Raw genomic sequence first — 17,920 nt, 5'->3', positions numbered from 1 at the left:
GGAGCAAGTAACTCCCACTCCAGGTCGGTGAGTTCATGGCGGCGTATCACCCGACCATGATCCACCACCTGATGATCTTTGAAGACGGACCCTAGTTCCCGACGTCCAGGGCTGTCCCGTACAGCCGTTCCACCCGCAACCGGATGACGGTCCTGCGCTCGGCGACGAGCTCCTTGAGGAATGCCTCCTCGTCCGTGGGCCGCGCTGCCGTGGGGATCATCTCAAGCAGTTCCCGTCCGACGGCGTCACCGGGGACCGTCGTCGGCTCGGAGACCTCGGCCGTACCCTCGGCGACGGCGAAGGACCAGACGTCGCCGCCCCGTACGTGCAGCGCCGCGTGGGGGTCGCGCCCGAGGTGCTTGGCCTTGACGCGGTCGGCCGTGGTGGACATCCGCACGACGCGGGCCGTGGGATCCCAGTCGTAGAGCATGGTGGTCAGGTGCGGGTGGCCGCTCCGCCTGACCGTGGCGAGGGTGCCGAACCGCTGCTCGCCGAGCAGGTCCGACAGTGCCTCGTCCGACAGGGGGCGCGGTGCTGGTCCTTGAGTCATGCCAAGGCCAACTTCGCCGAGGTCCAAGGTATTTCACCGTCGACGGCCTCGCGCGCACCCGAGTCCGAGTCGGCTCCCCGGATCAACTCGACCGCATGCCAAGGGGGTTGGGCGGAGCCGGGTCGGGCGTGTGCGTTCACAGGTCTGCCTCGGATTCCTATGACACGCACAGGTCGTTGCCATGGCGCCGCAAAGTGTCGACGAAATTGTTGCGACTATGGTCAACGAAAACCGCGGACACAAGCCGCGCACCCAGGCAGCCCACCGTTCCCGCCGGTGGTTCATGAACAAGGCCCTGCTCGCGGGCGGCGTCTCCGCCGTCGCGGTCATGGGCGGCTACGTCGCCACCACGGCCGACGCCGAGGAGACCGGTTCCGCGGACGCCACGGCGAGCCCCTCCCCGTCGGGCCCGCCGCCCGGCGGCGGCTTCGGCCAGACGATCGCGTACGACGACTTCGTCGGCGTCACCACGGACGGCACGGTCCTCGGCGACTTGTACGCCGTCCACTCCACCGGCGTCTCCACCGTCCCGGTGATCCGCGCGGCCCGCGCCTTCCTCGACGCGCTCACGGACGAGCAGAAGGCGGCCACCCTCTTCGACGTCGACTCCGACCAGTGGCTCGACTGGACCAACGTCGACTCCAACGACCGGGACGGGGTGGCCCTGCGTGATCTGACCGACAAGCAGTACGCGCTCGGCATGAGACTGCTCAAGTCGTCACTGTCGGCCCGCGGTCTCCGGCAGGCCGGCGACATCCGCAAGCTCAACCAGTTCCTCGGCGAGTACGAGGGCGACACCTCCAGGGCGCTCAACGAGGACGCCTACTGGTTCACCGTCATGGGCACCCCGTCGGCGACCGAGGCGTGGGGCTTCCAGTTCGAGGGCCACCACCTCGTCATCAACTACTTCGTCCTGCGTGACCAGGTGGTGATGACCCCGACGTTCATGGGCTCCGAGCCGACGAAGATCACGTACGAGGGCAAGGACTACCACCTCTTCCGGGAGGAGACCGCCGCGGGCCTCGCACTCCTCCGCTCCCTGGACGACACGCAGCTCGCCCAGGCACTCTCCACGGCCGAGAAGTCCGGCACCGACCTCATCGCCGGCGCCGGCCAGGACAACGCGGTCATCCCCTACGCCGGGGTCAAGGGCTCGGCCCTGAACCGCCGGCAGCGCGGACTGCTGCTGGACCTGGCCGAGGTGTACGTCGGCTACCAGGACGAAGGGCACGCGCGGGTGCGGCTGCGTGAGATCGAGAAGCACCTCGACGACACGTACTTCCACTGGATCGGCGAACACGACGACGACTCGGCGTTCTACTACCGCGTCCACAGTCCTGTCGTGCTGATCGAGTACGACGCCGAGTCCCCGCTCGGGTACCACGAGAGCGACACCTCGGCCTCCCCGTCCGCCTCTGCTGCCGAGTCCGCCTCGGCGTCGGCCTCAGCCTCCGCGAGTGCGGGACCCGGCGGACCGGGCGGCCCCCAGGGCACCCCGACCCAGCAGCACATCCACACCATCATCCGCACGCCCAACGGCAACGACTACGGAGTGGACCTCCTCAAGCTGCACCGGGAGACGGACCACTGACGACGACTTCGCTCCGGGCCCGCGAAGGCCTGAGCGTTCTCCGGGGCGGGCCGCTCGACACGGCTGTCCCCCGTCCGGCAGGACGGGGGACAGCCGTGTCATGTGTCGCGTGTGCCGCGGGCGGTGGCCCGGGGTCGCGGCCGTCAGGCGAGCGTGACCTCCACCGGCAGCTTCTTGATGCCGTTGACGAAGTTGGACAGGACGCGGGGCGCGTCGCCGGCCAGCCTGATGTCGGCGATCCTCGGGATCAGCTCCTCGAACATGATGCGGATCTCGGTGCGGGCGAGCAGGTTGCCCAGGCACAGGTGCGGGCTGCCCTTGCCGAACGTGATGTGGTCGTTGTTGGTGCGCGTGACGTCGAAGTCGTACGGGTTGCCGAAGACCTCCTCGTCACGGTTGCCGGAGGCGAACCACATCACCACCTTGTCGCCCTCCTTGACCTGCTTGCCGCCGAGCTCGACGTCGCGGGTGGCGGTGCGGCGGAAGTGGTAGACGGGGGAGGCCCAGCGCAGGAACTCCTCGACCGCGCCCGGGATCAGGGACGGGTCGTCCTTGAGGCGGGCGAGCTGCTCGGGGTGCTGCAGGAGCGCCAGCATCGAGTGCGAGATGGTGTGGCGGGTGGTCTCGTTGCCGGCGACGACCAGGAGCAGGAAGTAGTTGTCGAAGTCCTGCGCGGAGAGCGGGATCCCGTCGCGCGGAACGGTGTTGACCAGCTTGGAGACCAGGTCCGTACCGTTGCCGCCGCGGCGCTGGCGGGCCAGTTCCCGCCCGTACTCGAAGACTTCGAGCGAGGCGGGCGAACGGAACGGCAGGTCGCGGTACTTGTCGCTCTCCGCGCTGTGCAGCAGCACGTCCGCGTAGTCGGGGTCGGTGTTGCCGATGATGCGGTTGCCCCAGTCGATGAGCTGCTGGTTGTCCTCCGGCGGCACGTCGAGCAGGCGGGCGAGGACGTTGATGGGGAAGTCGGCGGAGACGTCGGAGACGAAGTCGAAGGTGCCCTTGGCCAGGGCCGCGTCCAGGGTCTGTGCCGTCAGGCCGCGCAGGAAGTCGCTGTAGCTGTTGATGACGCTCGCGCCGAACTGGCGCTGGATGACGCTGCGCATCGCGCGGTGGCGGACGCCGTCGAGCTCCAGGATGGACGCCCGCTTCTTGATCTGGTCGTCGTCCAGCTCTTCGAGGTTGACGAACTTCGAGGAGGTGAAGGTCTCCGCGTCGCGGTCCACGGTGGCGATGTCCGCGTGCCGGGTGACCGCCCAGAAGCCGGAGTTGGGGGCTTCCTCGGGCTGCCAGTGCACCGGGTCCTCGTGGCGCAGGGTGTGGAACATGCGCCACGGCTTGATGCCGTCCGCGAAGTTGTCGAGGTTCGCGAGGTCGACCTCTTCGAGCGGCAGGGGCTCGGCGAGGGCGGCGCGCAGTTCGGCCGCGGTGGTGGGCGTGGCGGGAACGGTGGGGCTGGTCATGGTGGTTCTCCTGGGCCGGGCTTCGAAGGGTCAGAGGTGGTAGGCGTACTCGGTGAACTCCCAGTCGGTGACGTGCCGCCCGAAGCGCTCGACCTCGTCCCGCTTGTAGGTGAGGAAGGAGGAGACGAAGTCCTTGCCGAGGATGTCGGTCAGGGCGGTGTCCGCCTCCAGGGCGTCCAGCGCGGCGGCCAGGCTCGTGGGCAGCAGCGCGGAGCGCGCGGTGTCGTAGCCGTAGCCCTCCAGCGGAGCCTCGGGCTCCTCGCCGGCCTGGACGCCGAGCAGGGCGGCGGCGATGGTTCCGGCGATCAGCAGGTACGGGTTGGCGCTGGCGTCGCCGAGCCGCAGTTCCAGGCGGGCGCCCGAGCCGCGCTCGGGCGGGATGCGGACCATGGCGCTGCGGTTGTCGAGCCCCCAGTCGATCAGCCAGGGCGCGAGGGTGTCGGGTCCGAAGCGCTTGTACGAGTTGACGGTGGGGTTGGCGAGCGCGGCGAGGGCGGGGGCGTGGGCGAGGATGCCCGCGATGGCGTGGCGGGCCGTGGCCGAGAGGCCGTGCGCGCCCGTCGGGTCGTCGAAGACGTTGTGGCCCTCGGTGTCCTCGCAGGACAGGTGGAGGTGGAAACCGGAGCCGCCGGCGTCGCCGAAGGGCTTGGCCATGAAGGTGGCGAGGTTGCCCTCCTGGCGGGCGAGCTCCTTGACGGCGGCCTTGAAGCGGAAGGCGCGGTCGGCGGCGTCCAGGGCCGAGGAGTGGGTCAGGTTGATCTCGTACTGGCCGCCGTCGAACTCGTGGTTGCCGGTGACGACGCCGAGGCCCAGGTCGCGCAGTTGGCGCAGGGTGCGCAGCAGGTGGTTGCCCGGGTCGGCGCGCAGTCCGGCGGTGTAGACGGCGCCGGTGGTCTCCGGGGAGCGGCGCCAGCCGGTGGGGGTGCCGGGGGCGGGCTCCAGCAGGAAGTACTCCAGCTCGGGGCCGACGACGGGGCGCAGCCCCTGTTCGGCGCACCGGGCCAGGACGGTCCGCAGCAGGTCGCGGGGTGACTCGGGGGCGGGGGCCGCGGTCGCGGGGTCGGTGACCTCGCCGAGGCAGGTCGCGACGCCGGGCTCCCAGGGCAGTGCGGCCGCGGTCGACAGGTCGGGGCGTACGGACACGTCGGGCAGGCCGGCGTCCAGGCCGCCCGCGACGGGGACGACGTCGCCCTGGGGAGTCGTGTGGTAGACGGCCCGGCAGAAGGCCAGCCCGTGCTCGCAGGCCGAGGGCAGGTGGTCGAGCAGGACGTCACGGGCGCGGTCGGTGCCGATCAGGTCGGGATAGACGACCCTGACCACGTCGACGCCCTCGGCGGCGAGCCGCTCCATGTGCCGGCGGATGTCTGAGGTGTCGGATGCGCTCACCGTTGTCTCCTTGGCGGAAAGGTGGGATGTCCCCGTGGTCTGAGGCGCCGGGGACGCGTGGTGTGCAGAGAACGGGAGCCGGGGTGCGGGGGAGAAGGGGGTGCCGTTGGGAACAGTTCGGCGCGGGGGTGCCCGGCGCGGCTCCTCGTGGCGTCGTCGCGCCGTCCGAGTACGTGCCGTACGCGGATGGAGCTCCGCCTCCGGTGCGCCGCACCGGGCCCGACGGCCCGGTCCGAACTGCTCCAGACGACATCCCCGGGGCGGACCCCGAGTCGGTCGTTTGAATCCGAACGGTATGAGCCGGGGTCTGGCCCCGCAAGGGGGTGGCGGTAAGAATTTATCCACCTGGACAGGTATTGACCAGGGTCCAATGGCTTCCTATGTTGTTTGAAGCCAAACGAGTCAGGGACGCGGCTTCGCATCCCTTTGGCCGAGGGGCCCGGTCCGACACCGGTCGGGCCCCTCTCTTCTCCCTTCACACCCTGCTCAGGCGCCCGCATCCCCAGGAGGACCGGCCATGAAGGTCGTCGTCGACATGATCAAGTGCCAGGACCACGGCCAGTGCGTCTTCGCCGCCCCCGACGTCTTCTCGATGGACGACGCCGGCCACCTCGCCTACGTCTCCGATGTGGACGAGGCGCTCCGCGACGAGGTCGAGGAAGCCGCCGACGTGTGCCCGCTCCAGGCCATCCGGATCGAGGGCTGAGGGCCATGACCCGACGCGTAGTCGTCGCGGGCGCCTCGATGGGCGGCCTGCGCGCCGCCGAACAGCTGCGCGCGGCGGGCTGGACCGGCGCCGTCACGGTCGTCGGCGACGAGCCGCACATGCCCTACAACCGGCCTCCGCTCTCCAAGGAGGTCCTCGCGGGCAAGGCGTCGTTCGAGTCCCTCGCCTTCACTCCGAAGGCCGCCGCGGCCGACGTGGAGTGGCGGCTCGGGACGCGGATCGCCACCGCCCGCCTCGACGAGCGGGTCGTCGAACTCGCCGACGGCGAACGGCTGTCGTACGACGGACTGGTCGTCGCCACCGGAATGCGCCCCCGGCGCCTGCGCTGCCCCGGTCCGCTCGTCGGGCGCCACACGGTCCGCACCCTCGCCGACGCCCAGATCCTGCGCGACGCGCTGATCCGGCCCGGAGCACGGGTGGTCGTCGTCGGCGCCGGATTCATCGGCTGCGAGGTCGCCGCCACCGCCGTGGGACTCGGCGCGGCGGAGGTCACGGTCGTCGACCCGCTGCCGCTGCCCATGGCCGGACCGCTGGGCGACCTGCTGGCCGGCGCGCTGCTCAAGCGGCACGAGGAGCGCGGAGTGCGCTTCGCGCTCGGCACGGGAGTCGCCGGGTTCCAGGGCGAGCAACGCGTCACCGGAGTCGTCCTCGGCGACGGAACGGTCCTCGCGGCCGACGTGGTCGTGGAGTCGGTCGGCTCGGTCGCCAACACCGAGTGGCTGGACGGCAACGGACTCGACCTGTCCGACGGCGTCCTCACCGACGAGCACCTGCGGGTCGGCGGACGCCCCGAGGTCGTCGCGGTCGGCGACGTCGCCCGCTTCCCCAACGCCCGTTACGACGGCGTACCCCGACGGGTCGAGCACTGGTCCATCCCCACCGACACCGCCAAGCACGCGGCCAAGGTCCTCGCCGCCCATCTCGGCGGCACCGAAGCCGAGTCGGCCCCGTTCGCCCCGCTGCCCACCTTCTGGAGCGACCAGCACGAGTTCCGGCTCCAGTCCTTCGGCTCGCCCCTGCTCGGCAAGGACGACGTGCGGATCCTCGAAGGCGACCCGGACGGCGACGTCGTGGTCGGCTACCACACCGGCGACCTGCTGGTCGGCGTCGTGGCCCTCGGCGGCCAGTCCGCCGCCCTGCGCGCCGCGCGCTACCGCGCCCAGCTGCTGAAGCAGCCCGCCCTCACCGCGTAACGAAGCGTAAGGAATCCCCGCTATGTCCCCTGTCCGTGGCTACTTCCACCCCAAGACGGCCGGTGGCACCTCGTCGCTCATCCCGTCGCCGCCGTGGCGCTACTCCGGTGACCTGCTCACCGTCGAGTACCGCACGGACCCCGCGCGCGTGCGTGAACTCCTCCCCGAACCGCTGGAGCTGGCCGACGAGGACCCGGGCGCGGTCGCGCTGATCTGGGCCGACTGGCAGTCCTGCTCCGACTCCGCCGAGGAACTCCTCGACCCGGTGCGCGCCCAGTACAAGGAGGCCTTCGCGGTCGTCCGCTGCCAGTACCGGGGACAGACCTACAGCCGCTGCGTCTACATCTGGGTCGACAAGGACTTCGCGATCGCCCGCGGACTGCACCAGGGCTACCCGAAGAAGCTCGGCTCGATCCACCAGACCCGCCCGCACCCCTACGGCCCGGCCCCGCGCATCGAGGCCGGCGCCCGCTTCGGCGCCACCCTCGCCGCCGCCGACCGGCGTCTCGCCGAGACCGTGGTCACCCTGCGGGAGCCGTCCGAGACCAACGGCTTCGTCAACGGCCACCCCATGGCCCACCACCGCTGGCTGCCCTCCGTCGAGAAGGGCAAGGGCCTCGCGCTCGACGAGCTCATCGAGACCGGCGCCGCCTCCTTCGAGGCCGGACCGGCCTGGGTCGGCGACGCCGACCTGAAGCTGTTCGAGGCACCCACCGAGGAACTGGCCCGCCTGGAGATCCGCGAGCCGATCGCCGCCTACTACCGGCAGGTCGGCGTCGTCTGGGACGGCGGACGCCTGCTGGAGTCCGGCACCTCCGGCGCCGAGTGACCCCGACCACCGTATCCACCACAGGACTTGGAGTCCGGACATGACCGAGCACACCCTCACGGTGGCCGGGGTCGCCGTCGACACCCGGCACTGGATCGGCGGCGAACGCGTCGCCTCCGCCGAGACGTTCACCGACGTATCCCCGATCGACGGAAGCGTCATCGGTGAGATCTCCCGCGGCACCGAGCGGGAGGCCGCCGCGGCCGTGGCCGCCGCGAAGGCCGCCTTCCCCGCCTGGGCCGCCACCCCGCGTGCCGAACGCGCCCGCATCCTCCACGCCGTCGCCGACGGCGTGGAGAAGCGGATCGAGGACCTGGCGATCGTCGAGACCACCGACAACGGCGCCCTGCTGCGCTCCCACCGCCGGGGCGTGATGCCGCGCGTCGCCCACAACTTCCGTTTCTTCGCCGACTGGCTCCTGACCCTGGACCACGAGGACTTCGAGACCCGCGGCCACACCAACCACGTGAGCTGGGACCCGGCCGGCCCCTCGGTGCTGATCACCCCGTGGAACGCCCCGCTGATGCTGTCGACCTGGAAGGTCGCCCCGGCCCTCGCGGCCGGCAACACGGTCGTCCTCAAGCCCGCCGAGTGGACCCCGCTGACCGCCTCCCTGCTCGCGGACATCGCCGCCGAGGCCGGACTGCCCGCCGGCGTCCTCAACATCGTCCAGGGGTACGGCTCGGAGATCGGCGACGCCCTCACCTCGCACCCCGACGTGCGCCGCATCAGCTTCACCGGCTCCGTGCCGACGGCGCAGCGGATCACGCAGTCGGCGGCCGCGAACCTCACCCCGCTCAGCCTCGAACTCGGCGGCAAATCACCGCTGTTGGTGTTCGCCGACGCCGACCTCGACCTCGCCGTCGACCTCGCCGTCGAGCAGTACGACAACGCGGGCCAGGTCTGTCTCGCCGCCACCCGCATCCTGGTCGAGGAGACCGTCGCGGAGGAGTTCACCCGCCGCTTCGCCGAGAAGGCCGCGACGATCGTGCAGGGCGACCCGCGCGACGAGGCCACCGACATCGGCCCGAACATCCACGAACGCCAGCTGGAGAAGATCGACGGCTTCGTGCGGCGCGCCCTCGACGCGGGCGCCCGCGCGGTCATCGGCGGCCACCGGGGCGAGGGCCAGTACTACGCGCCGACCCTCCTCACCGACGTCGCCCAGGACTCCGAGATCGTCCAGGAAGAGGTCTTCGGCCCCGTCCTGACCCTCCAGACCTTCACCACCGAGGACGAGGCCGTCCACCTCGCCAACGACACCCGCTTCGGGCTCGCCGCCACCCTCGCCACCGGCGACCGCGACCGCGCCGCCCGCGTCACCGAGCGGCTCGTCGCGGGCACGGTCTGGGTCAACTGCTTCTTCGTCCGCGACCTCCAGGCTCCCTTCGGCGGCTCCCGGCACTCCGGCGTCGGCCGTGAGGGCGGCACCTGGAGCTTCGACTTCTACTGCGACCTGAAGAACACCGTGACCGCGCCGAAGGGATGGAAGGACCATGGGTGAGATCGTCGGGGCGGGGCTGCTCGCCCACGTCCCCACCATCGTGCTCCCCGAGGAGATCCGGTTCGAGCTGAACGAGGGCAAGGAGATCACCCTCGTCACCGGCCTGGAGCAGCTCCGCGAGGACGTCTTCGAGCGCGACGACTACGACACCGTCGTCGTCCTCGACTCGCACTGGGCGACCACCGTCGAGTTCGTCGCCACCGCCCAGCACCGCCGGGCCGGCCTCTTCACCTCCGAGGAACTCCCGCGCGGCATGTGCAGAATGCCGTACGACTTCCCCGGCGACCCCGAACTCGCCCACAACATAGCGAAGTTCGCGGACAAGCACGGCACCTGGATCACCGCGATCGACGACGACCACCTGCCGATCTACTACGCCACCATCAACCTGTGGAAGTTCCTCGGCGAGGGCCTGCCCGACAAGCGGTGGGTGACCATCGGGGTCTGCCAGACCGGTGACATGGAGGACCATCTGCGCCTCGGGCGCGCGCTCGCCGACGGCATCGCCGCCACCCCCGGCCGCCGGGTGCTGCTGATCGCCTCGGGCGCCCTGTCGCACACCTTCTGGCCGCTGCGCGAACTGCGCGACCACGAGTCCAGCGACCCCGCGCACATCCGTACCCCCGAGGCCCGCGAGGCCGACCTCGAACGCATCGAATGGTTCAAGGAGGGCCACCACGACAAGGTCCTCGACACCATGGACGCGTTCTCGAAGTTCAGGCCCGAGGCCAAGTTCTTCCACTACCTGATGATGGCCGGCGCCCTCGGCGAGCGGAACTGCGTCGCCCGCGCCCGCCAGTACGGCGAGTACGAGAACTCGATCGGCACCGGCCAGGTCCACCTCTGGTTCGACCGCCCCTCCGAAGGCTGGACCGGCGCGGGAACCCCCGTCCCGGCCGCCGCAGCGCCCCACAACCCGCACCGACGTTCCTAGGAAGGCAGCCATGCCCGAGTACCGCCGCATCCTCCTCGACGGCGCCGCCGTCCAGGTCACCGTCGACGGGGACGAGCTCGTCGCCGCCGACGGCCGCCGCGTCAAGACCGAGGAGGCCCAGCACCTGCCCCCGGTCGTCCCCTCCAAGGTGATCGCCGTCCACCTCAACCACCAGAGCCGCGTCGACGAGTTCGGGATCGAACTCCCCGCCACCCCCACCTACTTCCACAAGCCGACCTCGGCCCTCAACTCCCACAAGGGCGCCATCGTCCGCCCCGAGGGCTGCAAGTGGCTCAACTACGAGGGCGAGGTCGCCATCGTCATCGGGAAGACCGCGCGGAACATCTCCCCGGCCGAGGCGGGGGAGTACATCGCGGGCTACACCGTCGCCAACGACTACGGCCTGCACGACTTCCGGGACACCGACGCCGGCTCCATGCTCCGCGTCAAGGGCTCCGACACCCTCTGCCCGCTCGGCCCCGGCCTGGTCACCGACTGGGACTTCCGCGGCAAGAGCCTGCGCACGTACGTCAACGGCGAGGTGGTCCAGGACGGTTCGACCGACGAGATGCAGTGGGACATGCACTACCTCGTCGCGGACATCGCCCGCACCATCACCCTCTACCCCGGCGACGTCCTGCTGTCCGGCACCCCGGCCAACTCCCGCCCGGTACAGCCCGGCGACGTCGTCGAGGTCGAGGTCGAGGGCCTCGGGCGGCTCACCAACCACATCGTGACCGGCCCGACCGCGATCCGCACCGACGTCGGCGCCCAGCCCACCGAGTCCGAAGAGGTCCTGTCCACCGCGCTCGGCGGGGACTGGGAGTTCCGCGGCGTCCGCCCGCCCCGGCGCTGATGCGGGCCGCACCAGCGCGCCGTACCGGGCGTCACGGAGAAGGACGCCCGGTACGGTGTTCCAGCCGGTGGCGCGTGGACGCCACCACGGACACGCGCACCTCCGCGACCCGCGTCGGCTTCGTGCCGGGGCCCGGAAGCAGGCGGGTAGGGTCGGGTCCATGACCGAATCCGCCGAGACGCCCGAGGGCCGCAAACCGCGTCGGCGCATGAACTACGGGGAGGGCCGCGAAGCCCTGCTCAACGCGGCCGTGCGCGTCGTGGCCCGGGGCGGGCTGCGCAAGCTCACCTACCGGGCCGTGGCGGAGGAGGCGGGCACCACGCACGGGCTGGTCGTGCACCACTTCGGTTCGCGGGACGCACTCATCGAGGAGGCGGTCGCGCACGCGATCCGCACCTCCCTGAACACCAGCGCGCTCGAGCCCGGCACCGGCAAGGTCGAGGACTTCTCGGTGGGCGTCTCCGAGATGGTCACGGCGGATCCGGACATACAGTCGTTCCAGTACGAGCTGCTGCTGGAGGCCAGGCGCCGCCCCGAACTGCTGCCGCATCTGCGCGCGTTGTACGACGAGTACTTCGACGCGACCGGACGGGAGCTGTCGCGCATGCTGCCCGACGGCGCCGGGCAGCCGCTCACCCGGCTCGTCTTCGCCGCCCTCGACGGTCTGGTGCTCCACCAGCTCGTCTTCGGCGGCCCGGAGATCACCGACAGTGCCGTCGAGGAGCTGCGCTCACTGCTCCGGCTGCTGCGGGACCAGCAGGACCAGCGGGACTCCGGCGCCGAGAGCCGTGATTGACCCTCTGACCCGCGCGTTTCAGGGCCCCGGACGGCTGTCGTCCGGGGCTTTGCGCATTCGGTGTGGGGAAACCGGGCCCAGCCCCTTGTCAAACGGATAGTTCCAGCCCAGTATGAGGCAACTCGTTTGGCCTGAAACGAATCCCTCTTTCCTCACTGGCAGGTGATCCGAGTGGACAGTCAGACAGCGGTCGTGAACCAGACCGCGCCCGACGCCCCCACAGCAGGCAGGCTCAAGCCCAATTCCCTCGGCGTTCTGGGCATCCTCTTCTTCGTCCTCTCCGCCCAGGCCCCGCTGACCGGCATCGCGGGCGCCGTTCCGATCGCCGTTGGCGTCGGCAACGGTGCGGGGGCGCCCGCCGCTTATGTGGTGGCGGGCCTGATCACGCTGCTCTTCTCCGTCGGCTTCGTGGCGATGGGCCGCCATGTCGTGGACGCCGGCGCGTTCTACACGTACATCGGCAAGGGCCTCGGCCGGACGGTCGGCACCGGCAGCGCCGGGGTCGCGCTCTTCGCCTACTGCGCGATACAGGCCGCCATGTACGGCCTGTACGGGGCGACCGTCAACGCCCTGCTCGCGCACTACACCGGGCTGGACGTGCCCTGGTGGGCCTGCGCCCTGGTCACGATGGTGATCGTCCAGGTGCTCGGAAGCGCGGGCATCGAGATGGGCGCGAAGGTGCTGGCGGTCTTCGTCCTGGCGGAGTTCAGCATCCTGACCGTCTTCGCGCTGGTCACCTTCTTCAAGGGCGGCGGGCCCGAGGGGCTGGCCTTCACGCAGTCCTTCTCGCCGAGCGCGGCGTTCGACGGCGCACCGGGCGTGGCCCTCATGTTCGCCGTGGCGTCGATGATCGGCTTCGAGGCCACCGCGATCTACGGCGAGGAGGCGCGTGAACCCCGCAAGACCGTCCCGCGGGCCACCTACACGGCCGTCGCCTTCGTCACCGGCTTCTTCGGCTTCGCGTCCTGGATGCTGGTCTCCTCCTACGGACCCTCGAAGGTGTCCGGGGCGGCGGGCAAGGCCCTGGAGAGCGGCGATTCGACGAGCTTCGTCTTCGCGCCCATCGCCGACCTCTTCGGCGCCTGGGTCAACGATGTCCTGCCCGTCCTGCTCGCCACCTCCCTCTTCGCCGGCATCCTCGCCTTCCACAACTCCGCCAACCGCTACCTGTTCTCGCTCAGCCGCGACGGACTGCTGCCCAAGGCGCTGTCGTCGATCAACAGCCGTCACTCGCCCAGCGTGGCCGGCCGCGTCCAGACGGCCGTCGCGGTCCTGCTGGTCGTCCCGTTCGCGCTGGCCGGCAAGGACCCGGTGCTCACCCTGTTCTCGTGGGGCAGCGGCGTGGCCGTCCTCGGCATCATGGCGCTGTACCTGCTGACCTCCGTCTCCGTGGTGGCCTTCTTCCGCCGTGAGCGCCTGGACACCCGGCCGTGGAACACCCTGATCGCCCCGTCCCTGGGCGCCCTCGGTGTGGCCGGGGCGATCTGGCTGATCGTCCAGAACTTCACCACGCTCATCGGCGGGGAGAGCAGCACCGCCCTCGTGCTCGAGCTGATCGTCCCGGCCGTCCTCGCCCTGGGTGTCGTGGCGGCACGGCTCACCCGCGACAAGGCGGGTGCCGCGGGCGGCTGACGCATACCGGGCCGGTCGACCGCCCAGGTCCGTCGGCCCGGTCGGCCGTCCCGCCGGTCCGGTTCGCCGTCCGGGCGGTCGGCCGTCCAGGTCCGTCGTTCTGGCGGTCGGCCGGGCCGGTCCACCGTCTCGTCGGTCCGGTTCGCCGTCCGGGCGGTCGGCCGTTTCGGTCCGTTGTTCCGACGGCCAGTCGGGCCGGTCGCTCTCCGGTCGGGCCGGTCCGTAGTCCAGTCATCCGGCCGGTCGGCCGGCCCGATTCGCTCTCCGGTCGTCGGGGCCGGTCCGCCGTCCGGTCGGACAGCGGACCGGCCCGCTGTCCGACCGGTCCGCCGACCCGGCCCGCCGTCGGTCCGGTCAGCCGGCCCGGTTCGCCGTCCGGTCGAGGAAGCCGTCGACGAGCCGGCGGGCGTTCGTCCGGGCCATGGGTTCCATGGCCCGGCTCCGCTCCAGCAGCTCGCCGGGGTCCACACCGTGGCGTACGCACTGCTCCGCTCCGCCGGTCTCGATCCAGCCGCTCACCATCGCGGTGGTGATCTCCGGGTGGAACTGCACGCCCAGGCCGTGCGCGGTCTCGAAGGCCTGGACACACACCTCGTTGCGGGCCACCTCCTTGGCGCCCGGCGGCAGGACACAGCGGTCGTAGTGCCACTGGAACCAGGGGCCCGGACCCACCAGGGCCGGTTCGTCCGTGGCCACCTCCACCCAGCCGATCTCCGGGCGCGGCGACGCCTCCACCCGGCCGCCGAGCGCGGTGGTCAGCGCCTGGGCGCCGAAACAGACCCCGAGCACCGGGACGCCGAGGCGGTCCGCCTCGCGCAGGAGGGCCAGCTCGCCGTCGATCCAGGAACCGACGGCCGTCCGGTCGTACACCGACCACGGGGCACCCAGCGAGACGATCAGGTCCCAGCCGGAGGCGCCCGGGAACTCGAACTCGACGTCCGGCGCGTGATGGCGGTGCTCGGGCACGACCGTCATGACGGTGAGGTCGTATCCCCGCTCCTCCAGCCGGGCTCCGACCAGCCCCGGCTCCGTCACATGGTCGTGCTGGACGACGGGTGCGCGCACGTGGCGCTCCCTTCCCGCGAGGTCCGCGGACCTGCCGAATCGATGCCGGGAGCCCTTGCTCCGGCCGCGCGCCCACTCTATCGTTTGGGTTCAAATAAGTTTCTGGAGGTCCCCGCATGATGGACATCACTCACGAGGAGTGGCTGCTCCGAGCCAAGTCCCTGGACCTTTCCGGTGCCCATCACATCGACGGCACCGACGAGGACGGCTCGGGAGCGGCCTTCGACGCCGTCTCGCCCCGTGACGGCCGGGTGCTCACCCGGATCGCCGACGCGGGCACCGCCGAGGTGGACGCGGCCGTCGCCGCCGCCCGCCGTGCCTTCGACACCGGCCCGTGGCCCCGCCTCGCCCCCGCCGAACGCGGCACGATGCTGCTGCGCATCGCCGACCTGCTCCAGGAGCGCCGGGCCGACCTCGCGCTCACCGTCAGCCTGGAGATGGGAAAGCCCATCACCGAGGCCTACGAGATCGAGCTGCGCGCCCTCGTCAACACCTTCCGCTGGTACGGGCAGCTGGCCGACAAGCTCACCGACGAGTCCCCGCACACCGCCGCGGACGCGCTCGCCCTGGTCACCCGCGAACCCGCCGGAGTCGTCGGCGCCGTCGTCCCGTGGAACTTCCCCCTCACCCTCGCCGGCTGGAAGGTCGCCCCGGCCCTGGCCGCCGGCTGCACGGTCGTCCTGAAGCCCTCCGAGAACTCGCCCCTGTCCGCGCTCCTCCTGGGCCGGATCGCCACCGAGGCCGGACTGCCGCCGGGCGTCCTCAACGTCGTGGGCGGCACCGGCCCCGTGGCGGGCCGGGCGATCGGTCTCCACCCGGACGTCGACGTCCTCGCCTTCACCGGCTCCACCGCCGTCGGCCGCCACTTCCTGCGCTACGCCGCCGACTCCAATCTCAAGCGCGTCTGGCTCGAACTGGGCGGCAAGTCGCCGAACATCATCCTTCCCGACGCCCCCGACCTGGAGAAGGCCGCCGCCACCGCGGCCTGGGGCATCTTCTTCAACCAGGGCGAGATGTGCACCGCCCCCTCCCGGCTGCTCGTGCACACCTCCATCGCGGAACAGGTCACCGAGTCCGTCGTACGGCGCGCACGGGACCTGCGCATCGGTGACCCCCTCGACCCGTCCACCGAGATGGGCGCCCTGGTCGGCGAGGCGCACCTCGGCCGCGTACAGGGGCACATCGCCGACGGGCTCGCCGAAGGCGCCCGGCTGCGTACCGGCGGCTCCCGCACCCGTACCGACACCGGCGGCAGCTACCTGGAACCGACCGTCTTCGACCAGGTCGACCCCGGCATGCGGCTCGCCCGGGAGGAGATCTTCGGCCCGGTCCTGTCGGTCCTCACGTTCGACGACCTGGACGAGGCCGTGCGACTGGCCAACGACACCGAGTACGGGCTCGCCGCGGGCCTGTGGACCTCCGACCTCTCCACCGCGCACCGGGTCTCCCGCGCCCTGAAGGCCGGCACGGTCTGGGTCAACTGCTACGAGGAGGGCGACCTGACCGTCCCCTTCGGAGGCATGAAGCAGTCGGGCAACGGCCGCGACAAGTCCGCCCACGCCATGGAGAAGTACACCGAACTCAAGACGACTTGGATCCAACTGTGACGCGCCCGCTGATCGCCGTCCCCGCCCGTTTCTCTGCGACGACCTCCGCGCTGCGGTACGCCGCCGAGGTCAACGCCCGCGCCCTGATCGAGGCGGTGTGGCGGGCCGGTGGTGAACCGGCGACCATCCACCCGGCCGATCCCGCCGTCACGGACGTCACCGAACGCCTCGCCCGCTTCGACGGCGTCCTGCTCCCCGGCGGCGGCGACCTCGCTCCCCACCGCTACGGAGCCGCCGACACCCACGACAGCGTCTACGACGTCGACGACCTCCAGGACGCCTTCGACCTCGAAGTAGCCCGCCGGACCCTGGACTTGGGCATTCCCCTGCTGGCCGTCTGCCGCGGCCTCCAGGCCGTCAACGTCGCTCTCGGCGGCACGTTGGAACAGGACATGGGCGGTCCCGAGCGCGAACACCGGCACGTCGTGCACCCGGTGGCCGTCGAGCGCGGAACCCTGCTGGAACAGGCCACCGGCGCACAGAAGGTGGAGGCGTCCTGCTACCACCACCAGCGGGTCGAGCGCCTCGGTTCGGGCCTGACGGTCACCGCACGTGCTGCGGACGGAACCGTCGAGGGCCTCGAACTCCCTTCCGCGGGAGGGTGGTTCACCGCGGTGCAGTGGCACCCGGAGGACACCGCGCACGAGGATCCGGTGCAGCAGGCGCTGTTCGACGCACTGGTCGACGCAGCTCGCGGCCGACACTGATCCTGTTGCGGGGTTGCGGGGTTGCGGGGTTGCGGGGTTGCGGGGTTGCGGGGTTGCGGGGCTGCGGGGTTGCGGGGTTGCGGTCCACGGCCCCACCGGCCGGGATCGCGGCCGAGGCCTTGGGTCTTCGGCCCTCAGCCTCAGCCTCAGCTTTAGCCCTCAGTCTCGGCCCGTGCTTCAGGCCCCGGTCTCGGCTTCAGCCCTTCGCCGTCAGTCCGTCAGTCCGTCGCGTCCTTCGCCCGTCGGCCGCTGCGGCGGCGGGCCGGTTCGGCGCCGTCGAGGAGGGTGAGGCGGCGTTCCTCGCCCTCCTCCTCGACCTGGCGTACGACCTGTCGCAGCCCTTCCGCGACGGTGCGGCACTCCTCGTCGCTCAGCCGTGAGGCGACGAAGGCCTCCTCCTGGTTGAAGCGCGGGAAAAGGCGCTGCATCAGTGTCTCGCCCTCGTCGGTGAGACTGAGCAGCTTCAGCCGGCCGTCGGAGGGGTGACCGGCCCGTGTCATCAGTCCGCGTCCCTCCAGGGTCCGCGAGACGCCGGTGAGCGTGCCCTTGGAGATCCCGGCCTCCTCCGCGACGTGCCGGGTCTCCGTCTCGCCCCAGACCCAGACCACCCAGAGCACGACGAAGGACGTCCAGGTCAGATCCGCGTCGCGCAGCACCGAGTTCTCCAGGTGCTGCCGGACCGCGGAAGCGGCACGGTAGATGTTCGCGACCACCGCCATCTGCTCGTGGTGTACCGGAATGCCGCCCAGCTTCGCAGCCGCCAGCTTCTCCGCCTCGGTGATGGACCGATGACCGGGCACAGGCACGCTCCCTTGATCGTTCGGACCCAAATTGTACGGGACAGGTCCCGGCCCCGGGCCGACAGATCGTGCATTCCTCCGAACACCCATGCAAGTGCCGGTACCAGCGGAGAGTGCCCGGGAGTCCGCGCGGCCGGCGGCCGGTCCCGCGTCGTGCGTGCGGCGCCCGCTCGGATCATGCGGGTGTCTGTGGATCCACCCGTTCCAGTACCCCGGCAAGGGGAGCCCCGGTTCGAGCCGCCACGATGCGGCGTGCCCGCAGCTCGGCTCGTGTACGGGGGCG

16 protein-coding genes are annotated in these 17,920 nt (G+C 71.1%); 11 read left to right on the top strand and 5 right to left on the bottom strand.

All coding sequences use genetic code 11. From position 1 onward, the window contains the following. Window positions 1-91: 91 nt before the first annotated feature. Window positions 92-550: a TIGR03618 family F420-dependent PPOX class oxidoreductase gene (locus ACH4S8_RS32005; protein ID WP_398400243.1), complete on the bottom strand. Its 459-nt coding sequence runs from the start codon at window positions 548-550 to the stop codon at window positions 92-94. Window positions 551-767: 217 nt separating this feature from the next. Here ACH4S8_RS32005 and ACH4S8_RS32000 point away from each other — a divergent pair, with 217 nt between their 5' ends. Further along, entirely contained in the window at window positions 768-2,141 is a 1,374-nt protein-coding gene (locus tag ACH4S8_RS32000; protein WP_398400241.1) for a DUF3500 domain-containing protein, read from the top strand. A 143-nt stretch (window positions 2,142-2,284) separates the two neighbouring features. On the opposite strand, the gene ACH4S8_RS31995 is transcribed toward ACH4S8_RS32000, so the two are convergent. Then, window positions 2,285-3,601, bottom strand: coding sequence for a cytochrome P450 (locus ACH4S8_RS31995; RefSeq protein WP_398400238.1), 1,317 nt, complete (start codon window positions 3,599-3,601; stop codon window positions 2,285-2,287). Window positions 3,602-3,631: 30 nt separating this feature from the next. After that, window positions 3,632-4,987, bottom strand: coding sequence for a glutamine synthetase family protein (locus ACH4S8_RS31990; RefSeq protein WP_398400236.1), 1,356 nt, complete (start codon window positions 4,985-4,987; stop codon window positions 3,632-3,634). 517 nt (window positions 4,988-5,504) lie between these two features. On the opposite strand from ACH4S8_RS31990, the gene ACH4S8_RS31985 reads away from it, so the two are divergent. The 8 genes from ACH4S8_RS31985 (at window position 5,505) to ACH4S8_RS31950 (ending at window position 13,458) form a co-directional block, all read left to right on the top strand. After that, on the top strand, window positions 5,505-5,693 hold the full coding sequence (locus ACH4S8_RS31985) for a ferredoxin (protein ID WP_037622194.1): 189 nt from the start codon (window positions 5,505-5,507) through the stop codon (window positions 5,691-5,693). A 5-nt stretch (window positions 5,694-5,698) separates the two neighbouring features. Next, a complete protein-coding gene (locus ACH4S8_RS31980; RefSeq protein WP_398400234.1) occupies window positions 5,699-6,907 on the top strand; it encodes an NAD(P)/FAD-dependent oxidoreductase in 1,209 nt (402 codons plus the stop codon). A gap of 22 nt (window positions 6,908-6,929) precedes the next feature. Beyond that, entirely contained in the window at window positions 6,930-7,736 is an 807-nt protein-coding gene (locus tag ACH4S8_RS31975) for an acetoacetate decarboxylase family protein (protein WP_398400230.1), read from the top strand. A 40-nt stretch (window positions 7,737-7,776) separates the two neighbouring features. Then, window positions 7,777-9,240, top strand: coding sequence for an aldehyde dehydrogenase (locus ACH4S8_RS31970; protein ID WP_398400228.1), 1,464 nt, complete (start codon window positions 7,777-7,779; stop codon window positions 9,238-9,240). Further along, on the top strand, window positions 9,233-10,174 hold the full coding sequence (locus ACH4S8_RS31965; RefSeq protein ID WP_398400225.1) for a 3,4-dihydroxyphenylacetate 2,3-dioxygenase: 942 nt from the start codon (window positions 9,233-9,235) through the stop codon (window positions 10,172-10,174). The genes ACH4S8_RS31970 and ACH4S8_RS31965 overlap by 8 nt, the downstream gene beginning before the upstream one ends. Window positions 10,175-10,184: 10 nt before the next feature. Then, complete coding sequence (locus ACH4S8_RS31960; protein WP_398400223.1) at window positions 10,185-11,030, top strand: fumarylacetoacetate hydrolase family protein; 846 nt, start codon at window positions 10,185-10,187, stop codon at window positions 11,028-11,030. Window positions 11,031-11,190: 160 nt separating this feature from the next. Continuing rightward, on the top strand, window positions 11,191-11,826 hold the full coding sequence (locus ACH4S8_RS31955; protein WP_398400221.1) for a TetR/AcrR family transcriptional regulator: 636 nt from the start codon (window positions 11,191-11,193) through the stop codon (window positions 11,824-11,826). A 171-nt stretch (window positions 11,827-11,997) separates the two neighbouring features. Then, complete coding sequence (locus ACH4S8_RS31950) at window positions 11,998-13,458, top strand: APC family permease (RefSeq protein WP_398400219.1); 1,461 nt, start codon at window positions 11,998-12,000, stop codon at window positions 13,456-13,458. 354 nt (window positions 13,459-13,812) lie between these two features. Here ACH4S8_RS31950 and ACH4S8_RS31945 read toward each other — a convergent pair whose 3' ends face one another. Continuing rightward, window positions 13,813-14,523 carry a type 1 glutamine amidotransferase gene (locus ACH4S8_RS31945; RefSeq protein ID WP_398400217.1) on the bottom strand — a complete coding sequence of 237 codons (711 nt, stop codon included), beginning with the start codon at window positions 14,521-14,523 and terminating at the stop codon, window positions 13,813-13,815. Between the two features lie 116 nt (window positions 14,524-14,639). Here ACH4S8_RS31945 and ACH4S8_RS31940 point away from each other — a divergent pair, with 116 nt between their 5' ends. After that, window positions 14,640-16,130 (top strand): aldehyde dehydrogenase, encoded by a 1,491-nt coding sequence (locus ACH4S8_RS31940; protein ID WP_398400215.1) that lies wholly within the window; start codon window positions 14,640-14,642, stop codon window positions 16,128-16,130. Continuing rightward, window positions 16,127-16,837, top strand: coding sequence for a gamma-glutamyl-gamma-aminobutyrate hydrolase family protein (locus ACH4S8_RS31935; protein ID WP_398400213.1), 711 nt, complete (start codon window positions 16,127-16,129; stop codon window positions 16,835-16,837). The genes ACH4S8_RS31940 and ACH4S8_RS31935 overlap by 4 nt, the downstream gene beginning before the upstream one ends. Window positions 16,838-17,055: 218 nt before the next feature. On the opposite strand, the gene ACH4S8_RS31930 is transcribed toward ACH4S8_RS31935, so the two are convergent. Beyond that, window positions 17,056-17,637, bottom strand: coding sequence for a MarR family winged helix-turn-helix transcriptional regulator (locus ACH4S8_RS31930; protein WP_398400211.1), 582 nt, complete (start codon window positions 17,635-17,637; stop codon window positions 17,056-17,058). Between the last annotated feature and the right edge of the window lie 283 nt (window positions 17,638-17,920).

The sequence above is a fragment of the Streptomyces sp. NPDC021080 genome (assembly GCF_044333225.1).
In the GTDB taxonomy this organism is placed as follows: Bacteria; Actinomycetota; Actinomycetes; order Streptomycetales; family Streptomycetaceae; genus Streptomyces.
Note: the sequence above shows the minus strand (reverse complement) of the source record. Positions and strands in the feature narration are given on the sequence as shown.

What these genes read in the sequence shown, in the direction of transcription:
- ACH4S8_RS31995 (WP_398400238.1), bottom strand. Translation starts at nt 3,601, where the DNA reads ATGACCAGCCCCACCGTTCCCGCCACGCCCACCACCGCGGCCGAACTG.
- ACH4S8_RS31975 (WP_398400230.1), top strand. Translation starts at nt 6,930, where the DNA reads ATGTCCCCTGTCCGTGGCTACTTCCACCCCAAGACGGCCGGTGGCACC.
- ACH4S8_RS31970 (WP_398400228.1), top strand. Translation starts at nt 7,777, where the DNA reads ATGACCGAGCACACCCTCACGGTGGCCGGGGTCGCCGTCGACACCCGG.
- ACH4S8_RS32005 (WP_398400243.1), bottom strand. Translation starts at nt 550, where the DNA reads ATGACTCAAGGACCAGCACCGCGCCCCCTGTCGGACGAGGCACTGTCG.
- ACH4S8_RS32000 (WP_398400241.1), top strand. Translation starts at nt 768, where the DNA reads ATGGTCAACGAAAACCGCGGACACAAGCCGCGCACCCAGGCAGCCCAC.
- ACH4S8_RS31960 (WP_398400223.1), top strand. Translation starts at nt 10,185, where the DNA reads ATGCCCGAGTACCGCCGCATCCTCCTCGACGGCGCCGCCGTCCAGGTC.
- ACH4S8_RS31965 (WP_398400225.1), top strand. Translation starts at nt 9,233, where the DNA reads ATGGGTGAGATCGTCGGGGCGGGGCTGCTCGCCCACGTCCCCACCATC.
- ACH4S8_RS31955 (WP_398400221.1), top strand. Translation starts at nt 11,191, where the DNA reads ATGACCGAATCCGCCGAGACGCCCGAGGGCCGCAAACCGCGTCGGCGC.
- ACH4S8_RS31980 (WP_398400234.1), top strand. Translation starts at nt 5,699, where the DNA reads ATGACCCGACGCGTAGTCGTCGCGGGCGCCTCGATGGGCGGCCTGCGC.
- ACH4S8_RS31940 (WP_398400215.1), top strand. Translation starts at nt 14,640, where the DNA reads ATGATGGACATCACTCACGAGGAGTGGCTGCTCCGAGCCAAGTCCCTG.
- ACH4S8_RS31985 (WP_037622194.1), top strand. Translation starts at nt 5,505, where the DNA reads ATGAAGGTCGTCGTCGACATGATCAAGTGCCAGGACCACGGCCAGTGC.